Source organism: Halobacteriovorax sp. HFRX-2_2, from assembly GCF_043196705.1.
GTDB lineage: Bacteria > Bdellovibrionota > Bacteriovoracia > Bacteriovoracales > Bacteriovoracaceae > Halobacteriovorax_A.
This window is the reverse complement of sequence record NZ_JBEBMT010000001.1, coordinates 460,397-477,873: the sequence shown is the minus strand read 5'-3', so window position 1 is coordinate 477,873 and position 17,477 is coordinate 460,397. Positions and strand designations below refer to the sequence as shown.

Below are 17,477 nucleotides of genomic sequence, written 5' to 3'. Positions count from 1 at the left end.
TAATTAAATCAGAAAAGATTCGTAAATAGAAGCTTTTAACTCGGATTTGGTAGCTATTACCGTGGGTGTTAACACTTTTGACAGTATACCGTTAGGAATTGTGCATACTTTTAACGCAACTCGTAAAAACATTTCAAAATATTCGGTTATTCCTTTTCATTTAACTAGAAATTTTCTAGAATTTGGGTGAGGGAATTATGATTAAACACACTAAGTTATTGAAATTACGAGATTTCATTGCCTACCTCCTGGTAGCACTACTAGTTTCGTCTTGTGGTTTCGTCAATGATGACCCTGTCGAAGGTGCAGACATCGCTGAGTACGACGGAATTTCAGCTAGTTGCAAAATTGACACGGATCGTATCAAAAAATTATTTGAAGTTAATATCGAAAAGGACCTTAATTGCGTCCAAGATACTCTGAATAAATTCAAATATGTTGAGTCCAGAGATAATCGTTTCTTCTTCCGTGAAGATATCGTGAAATTTGCTCGCAAGTATATGGATAGCCCAGCTGGTTCGGCCGACGATATTATTGAAGGCCTTGATCTTCTTTTCAAGCTGAACACTCTCCTTCAAAGAGATATCCCAGGACAGATGTCTCGTACAAAGATTGATTCTTTCTTTCAAATCCTAAAAGAATTTAACCGCTCAGCTGTTAAGATGGTAGCGACTGTAAAAGAGCTACAGGATGTAAAATCAAAAGAAGATTACTATAAGACCTCTGCTATTTTAAGAGCACAGGCCGATGCCTTTTCTTCAAACCTTAATGAAATCCTTCAACAAATTCCAGGCCCAGCACAGGCCATCGATATTCAAAGTCTAATCCTCGACATTACAAGAGACCTTAAAGACTTCAAACTTGGTAAGGAACTTCTAAACTCACTACTATTTGCTAAGAAGCTATTTCTTGGTGGTTCACGTATCTACGTTGACTCTGATGAGTTTGCCCAACTTTTTACTTTCTTCCCAGTTTTCCTACAAAACACAATTGATATCTTCTTCCTTAAAAAGGAATACTTTGAAGATGGTTCTGAATACTTCAATAAGCTTGCAAATAACCTAGAAGAGCTAAAGCTCTTTGTTTACGAGCACCAGAAAGAAGAAAATATCATTACGATTGCCGATATCAACAATATCATCGATGAATTCTTTAACGAAGATGATGACTTTATCTCAACAATTCTTGGAACAAATAAAGATACTAACGTTAAGCTTAAGTCACTTATTCGTTATGCAAAGAGAGACCTGATTCGTGGAAATCCAGAAGTCTTCTCTTATGCAGATGTTGAGCTTTCACTTGGTGTTGTTAACGTTGCTTTAAGATCTTTTGAGTCAGTAAATATCCTAAATGATCTTGTTAAAGAGATCGAAGATAAGGACTTTAATAGAAAGGTCGAAATCAAGAAGCAATTCCGTGCAGAAGTTGGACGCCTAAGTGAGAATGCGAAGAAGCTTTTAGACGAAGATATCTCAATTCCTCGTAACCACGAGATGAATGTTCTGAAATTCGCTAATGACACAATCAAGCTTTACGACATTGATCTTATCGAAGACGTTGTTAAGTCTTTTATGGCCCTAAAAGTTGTAACGACTGGTGGTAGCCGTGAAACACTTCTTTTCCCAGAGCTAATGACACTTCTATCGAAGACAGATCCTCTTGCGGCCCTATTCTTTGACCTGAAGTACCTTGCTAAGGAATACCTAGAAAAGACTCCACTAGAGAAGAATAATTTCTTCCTAGCTCAAGTTAGATCTGTTCAAGACCTTATTCTAAGTGAGCTTGAAAATGACCAAGTTATTACTGTTACAGATATTAATAAGCTGATTGAACAATTCTTTAATAAGCCAGAAGACCTTGATAAAGGGATTGCTATTAAGAATCTTGTTCTTAACTATAAAGATAATATTCTACGACTTCCGCCAGAAGTTGATTATCTTTCATTTAAGCAATTTAAGTCGACTGTAAATGTTGTTGCCATCGTTTATCGCTACCTAGCATTCCTTGATATGCATATTGAGAATGTGAAGCTTTTTAAAGATGACGGCTCAAAGACAGCGAGAAAAGTTATCTCAAAAAAGGAATATGTTAACCAATTCCTATCGATTAAGACTGAACTAGCAAATTACCTTATTGATAAGGACTTCGTTAACCAAGATGGACTTATTAAATCACTTATCGCTCGTCTAAAAGAGTCAGGCGGTATGTTTAAGGAACCATTTAATTGGAAGCTTTACTCAGAGGCCATGGCCCTTAAGGGACTTGTTCTTGGTGGAAATAACCTTATTCTTAATCGTGATGATCTTTACTACTTAACTGAAAAGTCACAAACGCTTGCAGAAGTTCTCTACGATGCATTCTTCACAGACTTCTCAGATGAGACTCAGTCAGTACAGAATACGGCGAAGGTTCTTGAGCTTTTACGTAAGACTCGCTCAATCTTCCACCCTATTACAGAAAAGAAGAATTACTTTACAGCAAAAGAGATTCTTTCATTTGGTGATGAACTAATTAAAGAGCTTAATCGCAGGTCAGATAATCCTAAGGATGAGAGTGAACTACTTAAGCTTTCAAACTTTAAGCGTACATTAATAGACTTCACTCAGCGTATTTTTGATCCAATTCCACGCTCGGAGCTAATGTATCCAATTCCATGTAAACCAAACCCAGCTTACGATGCTGATAAGCAAGGTAGTTCTAAGTGGATTTGTTCAGAGCTAGATCCTCCGGGAAGTGAAAACTTTGATCTTATGATTACAAGTGATGCAGTTAATCGCATCCTTGATATTGCAGATAGTGCATTTGAGACTCTTCTCTTCTCAGACTCGACTTTCCAATTCTTCAACGAGAGAATGAATACGCCTAAGCCGCTATATATTGATCGTCGTGAGTACCCAACGGAAAGAGAAGTTCCTGAGTACAAACTAATCACGAAGAAATCATATGTGGTTCTTATTGAAGAGTTTACGAAAGTTGCACGCGACTACCGTTACTTTAGAAATAAAGACGGTTTCCCAACTTACCAAGCGGATATCGTAAGAAATAAGACTGGTTTTAACTCAATCATGCTCTTTAGAAATGTGCTTCCACATATGCTTGAGGGTTATAAGACTGAAGGCGATACAACTCCTCCAAGACAATCGAAAGGTTTATCAGATAACCAACTTAATAATGCTCTAGTTGGACTGAAGGCCGCTCTTGAAGAGATGGGACTGTGGACAGAGGACTTTAAGACTTTTGGTGAAAATATTCTTCTTCTATCAGATCTTTTCCAAGCGACTTCTGGTGGAGACCTTTTCATCAACCTAGATGAAGTGAGTGAGTTCATTGAACTAATCTTTACTGCTGCAAAGATTACAACTCTGATCGAAGAGAACCTCTATGAGAAAAAAGAGTGCGATACTAGAATTGATGAAGCAGGCTTCTCAGTTATGGACTCAAAGTGTATTCGTACAAAATTCTTTGATAAGTTATTTGGCGAGGAAGAGCTAAATCTTTCTAAGTACTTCCCTCGTCTAAAAGAATACGTAAATAATAACAGCAGAGGTCACGTTGTTGAATTCATCAAAGGTGTCGAGATCTTCTCAAGAAGTGTTGAAGATGTTGATAAGATTTGGTGGAGAAAGAAAGACTTCACACTTGTTATTGGAGCAATGTTAAATATCGAATCGACTTATATTCGTTTTGATAGAAACGCAGATAATAAATTGGACCGTGGTGAATTAGATCGCGGTTACAAGGATGCATATAAGAACGCAATCATTAGTATTGCTAAACTAAAAGGTAAATTAAAGACCTTTGGACGTACAGCATTTTTCTACCTATTAAAGTACCACAAAGACCCAGGTGTGGTTAATATCGCTTGGACTCACGTGTGGTTTAAGAAATACTTCAATGATTTTGAGGCCAAGCGTCTTGATATCAGTGAGCTACTAAGATTCTTAGTAGACAAGCGTAAGCCAGAGGATCCTTCAATTATGTTTAAGGAAGAATTGGCAGCTTGTGCTCTAGGTAGATCTGATGTTGATGAAGATGAGCTAAACGAGATTTTCAAGGGAATGAGCATTGAAATGATCGAAGCACAAATCAAGCAATGTCACGCTGACTACGTTCAATCAAACGGAAGTGAAGCATTTTATGGAAATTTTCATTAATCAAACTGTTGCCATCCTAATCGATGGCAACAATATCGAAAGAAGTATTCACAGCGTAACAAATAACTCAAATACGATGGTTAATTTTGATACGCTCATCCCAAAACTCCTAGATAATCGAGGGCTAAACCGCCTGATCTATTTTAGAGAGGGAAAGAATATCTCTTCTAAACTTACTGAGCGATTACACAATCACTACTACGGTTCGGTTATCCCGTGCCACAAGAGTGCCGATATCCCTCTGACAATTAAGGCGACACAACTTGCCTCGAAGGTTGATACAATTATCATCCTTTCTGGGGACTCTGATTATATCGAGCTTGTTCGCCACTTAAGAGCAGAAGGTGTTCGTGTTGAAATCGCCTCGATCCCAGAAACGACTTCTAGCCTACTTGTGGAAGAAGCGGATTACTATCATGAAATTGATGAAAGTGATTGGTTTGAACTACAAGGTCAATCGAGACAGACTAGGCCTAAGAGGTATAGTAAGAACAAGCGCAACTAATTTAAGACTGTAGAAGGTATCGACTTAAACAAAGCTCAGATAAAGAGTGATCGATTTCCTTTAGCTTCTCTTTGAGATCAGCGACAGGAACAAGTTCTAATTCGATATCTTCGTCTTCATCAAAGTTCTGCTTTCCCTCTGGACGACAATTCTTAGCAAGGTAGAAGTGAGCAGTGTTGCTCATAAAAGCTGGATTTACACTTACTGGACTTAGGCTCTCCCACTCATCGCTGATATAGCCAGTCTCTTCTTCTAGCTCTCTCTTCGCCGCAGCAAGTGGATCTTCCCCGCGCTCAACTGCGCCGGCCGGAGTTTCAATTGTGATGACATCTTTACCAAAGCGGTACTGCTTAACAAGGACGACCTTATTATCTTCGGTAATGGCAACGATATTCACCCAGTCAGCAAGACGGATAATATCATAAGGGCCTGCGCCAATTGGTTTCGTTGGATGAGTTGCAACAATGGTTTCATATAAAAAGATATTGCCGCGGTAAACGTTCTTTCTCTCTTTAATAATCCACTTTTCCATCTTGCCTCCTAGAATTCCATCAGCATGGCGGCATCATTTGGTTTTGTTGCCTCTAGAATCTTCTCATTTGTGCGATCTCTTAATTCAAGATACTTGATAAAAGCATCCTTTCCGATCTTTTCTAAAAGAAGATCATCATATTTCTTTTGAATTTCGCGATCAAATGCCATCTCTTCTTCAGTTGGATTATAAGTATAGTTTTCACCGTACTTCTCTTCTAACTGCTCATGCATTTCTTCAAAGGCCGAGACCTTATCATTAAAGAGACCTTCTCTCATATTCAAATAGTCTTTGTATTCTTTCTCAGTAAGCCCTAGTTCAGAAATGAAGAGCTCTTTTACATTTGTCAGCCACTCCTCTTCAAGACGATCAAATTCTTCTTCTTTAGCCTCTAGTCTTCTTTCAAGATCCTCATCGTCCACGACGTCGAGTTCTAATTTAGTCCCATCACCACTTGCTTCAACGGCCTCAGCACTATCATCATTTCCAGCGGCAATCTTCTTCGCTGGCGTATCCTCAAATTCCACGACTTGAACTTGTGAAGTCATAACATCCTTGGCCTCATTGCCATTAGCTGTTTTTGATTGTTGAGATGTAAAAAAGTAGAAACCACCGGCAGCGATGGCAAGTATGATTATAGCAATTACGATTTTTTTCATAAATTAACTCAAGGTTTAATATTTTCAAATATAATATTAGCACCTAAACGCTTAGCTGTCCTCATTTGTTCTTTAGTTCTTACTGTCCAAAAGACAATATTATTAAAAGTAAAATGCTTGATGATACTAAGCTGTACCTTTGAGTATGTGTCGATATCTAGGCCAATATAGTCTGGCCTGATCACAGGAATGAAAGTCATATTCTCTAAGAGCTTTTGCTTGAGAGGATTAAGAGTCGTGTCACTAAAATCTCTTGTCACAAGAAGGCCAAGAATCACGGCCGGGTAGTGCTTGCGAAACCACTTAAGGGTAAATGGATTAAAGGATTGAATTGTATAATCCCCTTCATAGCCTTGAAGGATCTTCATCACTTCAGACTCAAGCTCACCAGTGTGCTCATAAACCTTAAGTTCGATAATGAGTGGAACTTGTCCGTCTACCAACTCCAGAACTTCCTTAAGGGTTGGAATCTTCTCTTTTGTTTCTTTGATATAGAGTTGTTTTAGGCTATCAAGAGTGTATTGGGAAACCTTTCCGTTGCTGCCAGTAAGACGCTCAAGAGTCTCATCGTGAAAGACTACCACATGGCCATCACTTGATAAGTGTACATCTAATTCAATAGCGTAATTATGTTTAATGGCCGCCTTGAAAGCGGCCATTGTATTTTCAGGTTTTTTGTCGTCGTGTAAACCACGATGAGCAATATAAGTATCGAGATAGAATGCCATTATAATGTTCTTAAGAACATACGAAGATCTGATTTGTCCTCTTCACTAAGTAGTTCGTTCCCCTCTTTATCCGTAAAGATTCGATTATAGTGACCTGCATTTGAAAGTCCAGGTAACTTTGTATTGTAATATGCTTCTCTAATTCGTCTCTCCTCAGGAGTATCCATTCCCACAGGAAAACCATTACAATCAAAATCAAAGTCTAGCATCGGATCAACTGCCGGGATCTGATAGAATTCCTTCACTCGTTTTGATGGTGGAGTCATAAGCTCACAAAGGTTTGGAATTGAGTTATTATGCATATATGGCCAACGGGCCCAGATTCCATTAAGTGGAGGTGGAACATACCCTTTTTGTGGCTCAACTACTGTCTTCATCCACTTAGAGATCGCAAGTTCATTTAAAGCATCAGCAAAGTAGGCCGTCCCTTGATAGCGAAGTGGGTCAGTTCCAACATCCTTAACAGGAGTCTTCTCGTGATAGATAAGCTTTCTTGTTTTAATCTGCTCACTCTTAGACATCAGCCCAGAAAATGGAAGGTCCCAATTCTTTTGATACTCTCCGTGACATTTTTGACAACGGTTTTCAAAATGCTTCTGTCCTCTTTTTGCAGCATCAATATCAATTCGTGAAACATCAAAGAAGTCATCAATGCGAGGCGCTTTTGTCGAGAAGGCCGCAGCAGTAAGTTCCTTAATAATTTCAGGATTATCTTGTAGCCATTTTTCTAGCTCATATAAATCAGTTCCACGCCCAAGCTCATTCCATAAGAAATTTGTAAAGATTGGGTTTCCTGCAACGATTGAACCATCTGATAGCCAACGAGTTTTATACTTAAGTGTCCACCAAGGCATTGGCTTTGAATCAGCAACAGTTGACTTTAGTGGGTTAAATCTTGGAAAGACTTCGTTTAGTCTCGACTTCGATGCATACGCATCTTGCTTTCTGTGAGCAAGCGAGAGTGCAACCTGTGGAAGAGATGTATCAAGTCCTAAAACCATTGGTGAACTAGCACCAACAGAATGAATATTCTTCTTTGTTCTCTTAAGCATTGCTACTTCATCATCTGTAGCATTCGTAACTTTTTGGAAAGTCTTAGTTGGAATAAATGGAAGTAGCTTCTTCGCTTTTACAAAAAGCTCATTGGCCTTAACTGTTTTATTTGTAAGCCCCATTACTGATGTGCCAAAGAGACTTGCAGAGTGGCAAGTGGCACAACTAAAAGTCAGCCCTTTCCCCCACTTCGTATCAACAATACTGGCACCCATATAGTAATCTGGTTTATAACCATCAGGGTAAGGAATACGATAGATCCCGGCCGCATCTTCGTCGTTATACGGGTTAAGGCCAAGCCACTGATAGAAAGACTCAACACTATTAACACCAAATTTCTTTTCACCAAGAGTTGTTAAAACAAAGTTAACAAATTTTTCATCACGAAGTTCAAAGAAATTATTAAAAGCTTCATATGGAATAAGAAGTCCTGTGACACTTACTGGCCAGACCAGTGCATGCTTAAGTCCATCTTGCGTGACTTGCTCATACTCTTCTTGAGAAAGTTGGTAGAGGTTTTCTCGATTCTCACCCTTTTCGATTTTAGCATCACGTCCCCAATTAGGTGCGTATGAAAAGGCCTGTAAACTAATTAACAGTAAAAGTAGTGATCTCATCCTCTCTCCCTCTAAAATTTAAAATAAGATTAGCTTCTTGCGAGTATAATCTTCCATCGCATACGCGATCCCCTCACGGCCAAGTCCAGAATCTTTAATCCCTCCATAAGGCATGGCATCCATGCGAAATCCTGGGACGTTATTGAAGATAATTCCTCCAACATCAATTCGTTGACTTGCTTCCTTCATATTTACTAAGCTGTTCGTAAAAACACCAGCTTGGAGTCCATATTTTGAATCATTTACAAGCTCAATGGCCTCTGAAAATGAGTCATAAGGCTCTAGAATCACGACAGGACCAAAGATCTCCTCTGAAACCACCTTCATATCCAAGTCAGTATTCGTTAGAACCGTTGGTGCATAGATATGATGGTCCTCATCGATAATATGGCCACCACATAGAAGTTCGGCCCCATTTGAGATGGCCTCTTGCACCCACTGATGAATTCTCTCAAGTGCCCCCTCATTAATCACAGGGCCATTAATGACACTCTCATCTTTTGGGTCACCTGAACTAATGGTTTCAACTTGCTCAAGAAATTGCTCCACGAATTCATCAAAGATCTCACTGGCAATGAAAACTCTTTGAGTCGAGATACAAATTTGTCCCGAGTATAGAAATGAGCCCGTAGCAATTTGAGATGTCACGGCCTCCATGTCTTCAACGTCATTAACAATAACTGCTGCATTTCCACCAAGCTCTAGAAGACACTTCTTCTTTCCACTTAAGGCCTTAAGGGCCCAACCAACTTTTGCACTTCCCGTAAATGAGAAGACATTGATTCTCTCATCTTCTAAGAATCTTTGTGCTAGCTCGTCTTCACAGATCACAATATTCACAACACCTTTTGGAAAGCCAACTCGTGAAAGTAGTTTTGCAAAGGCCAGTAAAGTTATTGGCGTTTGTGGTGAAGGCTTAACGATAATGCTACAGCCGACTGCCAGAGCTGGTGCAATTTTATGAAGAGCGAGATTTAGAGGAAAGTTAAATGGTGAGATACCAAAAATGATTCCCTCTGGTTCGTGTCGAACCATGGCCATCTTATCTGCTCCCGCTCCGTAAGAAAGATCAGGAGTTTCACTACTGTGGTGACGTGCCTTCTCTGCTGCAAGTCTAATAGTTTCCACACAACGAGCAATCTCGCCCTTCGCATAGCTAATTGGCTTTCCGGCCTCCAGACAAATTAGATGAGAAAAGAAAGAAGCCTCTTCTTCTAAGAAGTCAGCAAGCTTAAAAAGTAATTTACTTCTTTGTGCGCTATCGAAATTTTGAAACTCCTCAAATGCATTAAGTGAAGACTGAATAACTTTTTCATATTGATAAGAAGCTAAGAGATCCACTTCATTTAAAATACTTTGATCGTATTTATTTAAGACTTCTATTGAGTTCTCACCATAAAGAAATTCATCGTCCACAAATGAGGAACGAAATTGCGAAAAATTTTGCATAAAAAAACCACCTTGCTTAAGGTGGTATTGTATCTATTGTGAAAATAATGGGTCAATTAATATTGCTTAAAAATCGAATTCACTACCTGCATGCTGGGTGGTCAATTCATAATTTAAGGATGGATTATCTTTTAAGAAGAGCTCTTCGCCTCCCATAAATAATTTAATAGAACATAAGTAACAAAGTTTAATTTTAACTTCTCTACCATTGAAGCTTGAGTACAATCTTGCTTTAATCATCTTGCTTCTGCGAGGTCCGTTGGCCAATGACCAGTTACGCCCTGCAGCTGAACACGCATCACACATCGCTACCACCCCTTGTCATTTCAAATAGATAAATTGTGTTTAACAACAGTTTCTATAGATTTTATCGTCATTCTAAAATAAAACTTAATAAATTTATAGTTACTGTATTTTCAGATATTTACGTTTTACGGATTCGGCCCAAAGTGCCAAACTATTTGGTCAGCAAATATTCTCTGGCCAGAAAAAATTCCCTCGTGATACCTTTTATAAGTTATTGAAAATCAACGAATTCGGAGAAGTTAATGACTGCAACTATCAGCCCATTAAAAGTAAAAAATCATCTTGCATCGGCACCGACGACGGCCCCAATTTATGCAACTAAAATTCATAACTTAGCGGGAGAAGAAATCACTCTTGCTGACCCAAAAGCGACAAGAGCTCTTGTTGCCCTAATGAATCAACACGCAGTTATTGGTGGAGCAGCTTGCCACTGGGGAGGCCCTGCGGCTTTCGCTGAGATGATGAGTGCCCTACACTCAATTATGTTCTCACAAGGACCAAATTGGTTTGAGAAATTTAACTTTGTAAACGATGCTGGTCACGCAGAAAACGGAATCTATGCTCTTCGTGCAAATCTAGGCTTTGATGGCCTAACATTCGAAAGCCTAAGAGGTTTCCGTTCAATAACTTCTAAACTGACAGGTCACGGTGAAGCTCACTTAAACCCAGAAGGTGTTTTCATTTCTAACGGTCCTCTAGGTTCAGGACTTCCTCAAGCTCAAGGTCTTGCTCTTGCAGATAGAGCAATTGGAAACGATCGTGTAACTGTTTGTACAATCTCAGATGGTGGTTGTATGGAAGGTGAAGCACGTGAGGCCATGGCAGCGATTCCAGGACTTGCACAGAAAGGAAAGATGAATCCATTTGTTATGATCATCAGTGATAATAATACAAAACTTGGTGGACGTATTACTGAAGATAGCTTTGACATGAAAGGAAGCTTTCTAGCTCTAAGAGAAATGGGTTGGGATGTTGTTAGAGTTGAAGAAGGACACGACCTAGAAAGAGTTTATCAAGCAATTGAAGAAAATATTGCAAAAGCAAAATCAAATGAGCTTAAGCCAGTTGCTCTTGTTATCAAGACAATCAAAGGTTACGGCGTGAAGGCAACTGAAGAAGCGAAGTCTGGTGGACACGGTTACCCACTTGGAGCTTACGACGAAAAACTTATTTCTTTCCTTGAAGAAATTTATAGCGGTGAAACTTGTCCAGAAGAATTCAAAAATTGGGCAAATGAGATCCTTGCTTCAAAGCCAGCTCCTAAAGAAGGAGCAAAGAGTTCAGCACCTTCTGACAAAGTTCAGCCAGGTCTTGCCAACGCAATGATTAAAGCAACAAAAGAAGGACTTCCAGTATTTTCTGTAACGTCTGACCTTGCAGGTTCAACTGGTGTAGCAGGATTCCACAAAGAGTTCCCAGGCCACTACGTTGATATCGGAATTGCAGAATCGAATATGGTTTCAACTGCAGTAGGAATGGCAAAACAAGGATTCATTCCTGTTGTTGATACATTTGCACAATTTGGTGTCACAAAAGGAAATCTTCCTTTAATTATGTCTCAACTTTCACAAGGTGCTGTGATTTGTTTATTCTCACACACAGGCTTCCAAGATGCTGCTGACGGTGCTTCTCACCAAGCAACAACTTACTTCTCTGCTGTTGCTGGTATTCCAAATACAACAGTAATTGCTCTTTCAACTAAAGAAGAAGCTGAAAGCCTAATGTATCAAGCGATTAAGAGATACGAAGAAGCAGTTAACAAAGGTGAAACACCTGAAACAACAGTATTCTTCTTTGGCCGTGAAAAGCACCCAGTATCATATACTGAAGGTGGAAGCTACGGTTGGGCAAAAGCTCAAGTTCTAAGACAAGGAACAGATGGAATCATCGTAACTCACGGTCCACTTGTTCAACAGGCCCTTAAAGCTGCAACTGAACTTGAAGCAAAAGGAAAGAATATTACTGTTATCAATAACCCATTCATTAACAAGATTGATGTTGAAACATTTAAAGATCAACTAGCAAAGAATGGAAATAAAATTGTCACTGTTGAAGATCACCAACTAACAGCTGGTGCTGGTGCGATGTTATGTCACGCACTTAAACAAGAAGGACTTGAGTTTAATATGAAGTCCCTTGGAAATGATGGCCACTTCGGTCAGTCTTCATACACTGCACTTGAGCTTTATAAGAAATTTGGCTTTGATGCAGATGCAATGATCAATCAATTCTAATAAAATAAAGGGCCTCAGTAATGAGGCCTTTTTTTATTACCTTTCTTAGGCCCATAATAACCGACCTAAAGCCGATATCCCCTTTAAGAAATTTTAATAAATAATAAGGAGGAATCGTGTTTCATTCCAAGAAAGTATTCTATCTCATTGTCCCCATTCTAATTCTAAGTTCTCTATTAAGCTGTACCCGTGGCTCAAGGTACACATTTTCAAATGATTCTAAACCGGCTTCTAGATATACTCTTGATGCTCACAAGGCAGTTACACAAGAATTAAACTTTGATGATGATCGTGACTTTAAAGACTCTCAAAAAGGCTTTATTGCCAAACTTGAAGGGCCAATTAAATCGAAAGATGGAATGAAAGAAATTTTTGATCCGGCCAAATTCCCTTCACTAACTCAAGGGAAACCACCTGAAACAGTCAATCCGAGCCTCTGGCGTCAATCACAATTAACATCAATTAATGGGCTCTTTCGCGTCTCAGATCATATCTACCAAGTAAGAGGAATTGACCTTGCTAATGTTTCCTTTATTCGAGGAAAGAAAGGTTGGATTATTATTGATCCCCTCATGACAACAGAGACGGCCAAAACAGCTTTAGATCTTGTGAGAAAGAATGTTGAAAATCTTCCTGTCACTGCAATTATTTTCACCCACTCTCATATCGATCACTTTGGTGGCGTCTATGGAATGGCCAGTAAGCGAGAGTTAGAAAGTGGAAAGATTCAAGTGATTGCACCAAAAGATTTTGTGTATGAATCAGTAAGTGAAAATGTCATTGCAGGTACGGCCATGAGTCGCCGTGCTGAGTATATGTATGCACGAACTTTAGATTTTGGGCCACAAGGCTCAGTTGGAACAGGGCTTGGAAGCTACACTCCTAGCGGCGAGTATGCTATTGCAAGGCCTACAACAACTATTGATAAAGACAGAAGCTTGCTAGTGGACGGTGTAACCATCGACTTTATGTTCACTCCAGGTGCCGAGGCCCCGACAGAGATGATGGCCTACTTCCCAAGAGACAATGCCCTTTGCGGTGCAGAGATCCTAAGCCATACAATGCATAATGTTCAAACATTAAGAGGTGCTCAAGTTAGAGATAGCCTCATGTGGTCTAAGCATATCCAAAGAGCACTTGAAAAATATAGCAAGGCCGACATTCTCTTTGGCTCACACCATTGGCCAACTTTTGGAAATGATCGAGTCGTCTCTCACATGGCCTCGCAAAGAGACTTGTATAAGTTCATTCACGACCAGTCTGTAAATCGTCTAAACAAAGGGCTCTCAGGCACTGAGCTAGCAGATAGTATTGAGCTCAATAAGAACCTTGCAAGAAATTTTGCTAATCGTGGCTACTACGGAAGTCTTAGTCATAACACACGAGCGGTCTATGATAAGTATCTAGGCTTCTTTGATGGGAACCCGGCACACCTAAATCCTCTCCCTGATGTTGAGTCAGCAAAGAAGACCATTGCCTATATGGGCGGAGCTGGAGATGTTCTGGAGATGGCCATTAAGGATTATAAGGCCGGAGAATATCGCTTTGTTGCTGAAGTTTTAAATAAGCTCGTCTTCGCTCAACCAAAGAATGTAAAGGCCAAACAACTACTTGCTGACGCTTATGAGCAACTGGCCTATCAATCTGAAAATGCCACTTGGAGAAACTTCTACGTGCAAGGGGCCCAAGAGCTACGCTATGGAGTTGGGATGCCAGCACCACCAACAGCATCCCCTGCAATTCTCTCTCAAATGGATTCTGAATTATTACTCGATTATCTATCTGTAAGAGTTAACTCTGAAAAGGCCAACGGTGCAGACTTAACACTTGAATTAAATATTACAGACAGAAATGAAAAGTATTACTTAACTTTGAGAAATAGTGTTCTTAATTATTCGATGAAAAAACCGCAAGAACAAAATCGTCAACTGGCCTCTGATGACAATGCATCCATCTCATTAAAGCATGGCCAATTTGTTAAGCTTGCTATGGGAGCAGTTTCTTTTGCAGAACTTGATGAAAAAAATATTAACTATAGTGGAGACAAGAAAGTATTTGATGATCTCAATGAAACTCTTGATACCTTCCCTAATACCTTTAATATTGTGACACCTTAAAAAAAAAGCCTCTGTACTACAGAGGCTTTTTATATTCAACGACCATTTTTTCTTCTAGATCTTTATAACAGAAATTTTCCGGTGGAATCGAAGGAAGAATAACAACTCTAATCTTTCTACGTTTTAGAAAATTCCAGCGAATACCTTTAAAGACACCTTTTCCAGAAAACGAATAGAAACTTCCCCAAAGGCCTTTAATAACAATCGGAACAACTTGCGCGTTAGTTTGCTCAACGACTTTTTTAATTCCCGGCTGATATCTTCTTGGCTCACCATCACGAGTGATCCATCCCTCTGGAAAGAAGCCCACACAACGCTCTTCATTTAGTGTCATATTCAATTTTGAATATGCTTCATCAAGTACTCTAGGGTCTTCTTTTCTCGTTGCAATTGGAATTAAGTGTCCTTGCATAAAGAATTGTTTAAGCCCTGGAATATTATAATAGCGATGATCAATTACCCATCGAATAGGTCTTGGAGAAAGGCTCATCACCACACCCCAGTCAACAAAAGAAGTATGATTGGCAGCGATCACAAGTCTTCCCTCTTTAGGAATATTATCTTCACCTTCAATCTGAATATCGTAAAGAAAAGTTGTTAAAAGCTGTACAAGAAAACGCCACATTTCTTCATGGAAGAAGTAGTAGCTAATCCCTGCATAGATTAGATTTAGCCCACCAAGAATAAGTAGATTATCAAGAGCAGTTGAGCCCATCTTATTTAGGATAATAATTGATACGGCCGCAACAACCATAAAAATAGCATTCCAAATATTATTGGCCGCAATGGTTCTTGCTAGCTTTTCAAGTGGAGCACTATGCTGCATGAAAGTTAATTGTGAAATATAGAAGTTCCCACCAAAGATTGTAATAAGAAGGAGATCAACAATAGCTCTTAGAGCAAGTGGTTGTGCAAAGAACTCGGCAGGAGGCATCAGTGCTCCTGTTACAGACATTGGCCACTGAGTTGAGATATAGTAAAGATCGAAGACAGCAAGAGACATCCCCACTGCAGCAACAGGAACCATTCCCACTTCAATTCTCTTCCCCGATAGCTTCGAACAGATCCAAGACCCAAGTCCCATCCCTACCGTGAATGTTGCCATAAAAATATTCGTTACCATCTCACTACCGTAGAAAACATTTTTAATAATGGCAGGCATAACTGAAAGAACAAATGATCCTAGGAACCAAAACCAAGAAACTCCCATCATGGCACGAAACGAATTCTTCTCTTTCATCGAGTCTCTAAGAAGTTTAAAAGTTGGCTTTACAAAAGTGTAATCGATTTTAACGTCTTCATTGATATCATTAATCTTATTTTGAAAACGCGCTGAAATGATTCCCAAGACAGCAAAGGCCAAGATAGCAAATGCCGCCGTACTAGTTGCATCAGGAGCAGCAGCTGCAAGTCCACCAATAATTGTCCCAATAAGAATCGCAACGAAAGTTCCCCCACCAATTAGTGCTGTTCCCGTCGTTAGCTCATCATCTTTTAAAATTGTTCGAAGCGATGAGAATTTTACTGGAGAAAAGAATGAGGACTGGCCACCCATAAGAAATAGTGTCAGCATCAAGACGCCGTAACTTTCTAATAAGAGTCCAATTGCACCAATGATCATGAATGCAAGTTCTGTATATTTTGTAACTTTAATTACCTGCGCTTTGTCATAGTGGTCAGATATTTGACCAGATGTTGCAGAGAATAAAACATATGGAAGAATGAACGCTCCACCAGCAAAGGCAACTAATGATTCTGCACCTAGTCCAAATAATGAGACATTCTTATATGTAATTAAGATAATTAAAGCATTTTTAAATACGTTATCGTTTGCGGCACCTAGGAACATCGTCCAAAATAGAGGCCAAAATTTTCTTTCTTTATAGAGCATTGCTAATGACATTGTTTTTCCTTAAATAATTCTTAACAATATTGTACTATTATTTACTGATACGTAATGACGCATAAACCCGAAAGGAATCTATATGAAACTTTATCACTATATCCACTGTCCATTCTGTGTAAGAGTTCGCATGGCACTTGGTTTTTTTGAAATCGAATATGAATCAGTTGTTCTAGATTACAACGATGAGAAGACACCTGTCGAGCTTACTGGAACAAAGATGTTACCAATAATGGAAATTGACGGTGAGATCATGAACGAGTCTCTTGATATCATCAAGGCGCTTGCAAATCACAGCGACAAAGACCTGAATCTTTCAAAGCTTGATAGCGAGAGCTATAAATTCCTTAATGACTATCTTGATCAACTTGGAAAAGACGTTCATAACTTATGTATGCCTTATTGGGCGTGGTCAAAAGAATTCACTCCTGAAGCGAGAGAATACTTTATTAATAAGAAGTCGGCCAAGCGTGGGCCATTTCACTTACTTGCACAAAATAAGGCAGAGTACTTACACGGCCTTGACCAAACGCTTTCTCAGCTTCCAGCAAAGCTATTACCATTTTATGAAAGTGATAAGTTTACGATCTTAGATATTCTATTAGCTTCTCATATATGGGGAATGTATATCTTTCCAGAGTATCAATTCCCACCACAAATTCACATCTACCTTCAGAAAGTGAAAGAGCTAACAAGTTTTAATTATCACGAAGATTTCTGGCGCAACTAGCGCTAGGACTTCTTGCCAAGAAAAACCCAAATCGGTCCAATAAGAAGGAATTGAAGATCTTCAAAGAATGAAGGCTTCTTTCCTTCAATCTTATGTCCTATAAACTGCCCTATCCAGGCGACAACAAAGATAACAATCCAAGTAATAAGAAAGTACTCTGCGAGAAGTTGCACGAAGAAGAATTGAGTTAAGAGCATGAAGGGAATAACCAGCCCTAGAGCAATGCTGATGGCCTTTAAATTTTTTAGTGAAAGATAAAAGATACTTGCAACAATAACAAAGGCCCAGGCCCAATTAAAATAACCAAAGAAAGCAGGCCTTGGAATACACCAAAGCATTCCTAAGAGAGACCAAGTGATGAGAGGAACACATACTTCATGAATACGTTGATTGGTTTTATTCTGGTGAGATTCACCATACATCTCAAGCCATGTGTCTAATGATTTCATTTGATCGCTCCAAAATAACAAAGGGAGACCATATGGCCTCC

12 protein-coding genes are annotated in these 17,477 nt (G+C 39.3%); 5 read left to right on the top strand and 7 right to left on the bottom strand.

Annotation, left to right across the window (positions count from 1 at the left end; all coding sequences use genetic code 11):
* Positions 1-197: 197 nt before the first annotated feature.
* Together ABMA79_RS02270 and ABMA79_RS02265 are read left to right on the top strand one after the other, a co-directional pair.
* Complete coding sequence (locus ABMA79_RS02270) at positions 198-4,154, top strand: hypothetical protein (RefSeq protein WP_393089904.1); 3,957 nt, start codon at positions 198-200, stop codon at positions 4,152-4,154.
* Positions 4,138-4,659 (top strand): NYN domain-containing protein, encoded by a 522-nt coding sequence (locus tag ABMA79_RS02265; protein ID WP_392856741.1) that lies wholly within the window; start codon positions 4,138-4,140, stop codon positions 4,657-4,659. The genes ABMA79_RS02270 and ABMA79_RS02265 overlap by 17 nt, the downstream gene beginning before the upstream one ends.
* A gap of 1 nt (position 4,660) precedes the next feature.
* Here ABMA79_RS02265 and ABMA79_RS02260 read toward each other — a convergent pair whose 3' ends face one another.
* Genes ABMA79_RS02260 through ABMA79_RS02240 form a run of 5 tightly spaced genes read right to left on the bottom strand, consistent with a single transcriptional unit; the run spans position 4,661 to position 9,697 of the window.
* Complete coding sequence (locus tag ABMA79_RS02260; protein ID WP_393089901.1) at positions 4,661-5,191, bottom strand: NUDIX hydrolase; 531 nt, start codon at positions 5,189-5,191, stop codon at positions 4,661-4,663.
* A gap of 8 nt (positions 5,192-5,199) precedes the next feature.
* Positions 5,200-5,850 carry a hypothetical protein gene (locus tag ABMA79_RS02255; protein WP_393089899.1) on the bottom strand — a complete coding sequence of 217 codons (651 nt, stop codon included), beginning with the start codon at positions 5,848-5,850 and terminating at the stop codon, positions 5,200-5,202.
* A gap of 8 nt (positions 5,851-5,858) precedes the next feature.
* Positions 5,859-6,578, bottom strand: coding sequence for a glycerophosphodiester phosphodiesterase family protein (locus tag ABMA79_RS02250; RefSeq protein WP_392856747.1), 720 nt, complete (start codon positions 6,576-6,578; stop codon positions 5,859-5,861).
* Complete coding sequence (locus ABMA79_RS02245; RefSeq protein ID WP_393089896.1) at positions 6,578-8,248, bottom strand: hypothetical protein; 1,671 nt, start codon at positions 8,246-8,248, stop codon at positions 6,578-6,580. The genes ABMA79_RS02250 and ABMA79_RS02245 overlap by 1 nt, the downstream gene beginning before the upstream one ends.
* An 18-nt stretch (positions 8,249-8,266) precedes the next feature.
* Complete coding sequence (locus tag ABMA79_RS02240) at positions 8,267-9,697, bottom strand: aldehyde dehydrogenase family protein (protein WP_393089893.1); 1,431 nt, start codon at positions 9,695-9,697, stop codon at positions 8,267-8,269.
* 548 nt (positions 9,698-10,245) lie between these two features.
* Between ABMA79_RS02240 and ABMA79_RS02235 the strand changes: the two genes are divergently transcribed.
* Positions 10,246-12,237, top strand: coding sequence for a transketolase C-terminal domain-containing protein (locus ABMA79_RS02235; protein WP_393056373.1), 1,992 nt, complete (start codon positions 10,246-10,248; stop codon positions 12,235-12,237).
* A gap of 116 nt (positions 12,238-12,353) precedes the next feature.
* The gene (locus ABMA79_RS02230; protein ID WP_393089890.1) at positions 12,354-14,354 is read left to right on the top strand and encodes an alkyl/aryl-sulfatase; all 2,001 of its coding nucleotides are present in this window, start codon (positions 12,354-12,356) and stop codon (positions 14,352-14,354) included.
* Positions 14,355-14,370: 16 nt separating this feature from the next.
* Here ABMA79_RS02230 and ABMA79_RS02225 read toward each other — a convergent pair whose 3' ends face one another.
* Positions 14,371-16,257, bottom strand: a complete 1,887-nt coding sequence (locus tag ABMA79_RS02225; RefSeq protein WP_393089887.1) for an MFS transporter — start codon at positions 16,255-16,257, stop codon at positions 14,371-14,373.
* 82 nt (positions 16,258-16,339) lie between these two features.
* Here ABMA79_RS02225 and grxB point away from each other — a divergent pair, with 82 nt between their 5' ends.
* Positions 16,340-16,987 carry a glutaredoxin 2 gene (gene grxB, locus ABMA79_RS02220; protein WP_393089885.1) on the top strand — a complete coding sequence of 216 codons (648 nt, stop codon included), beginning with the start codon at positions 16,340-16,342 and terminating at the stop codon, positions 16,985-16,987.
* Between the two features lie 2 nt (positions 16,988-16,989).
* Here grxB and ABMA79_RS02215 read toward each other — a convergent pair whose 3' ends face one another.
* On the bottom strand, positions 16,990-17,436 hold the full coding sequence (locus ABMA79_RS02215; RefSeq protein ID WP_392856763.1) for a DUF962 domain-containing protein: 447 nt from the start codon (positions 17,434-17,436) through the stop codon (positions 16,990-16,992).
* Between the last annotated feature and the right edge of the window lie 41 nt (positions 17,437-17,477).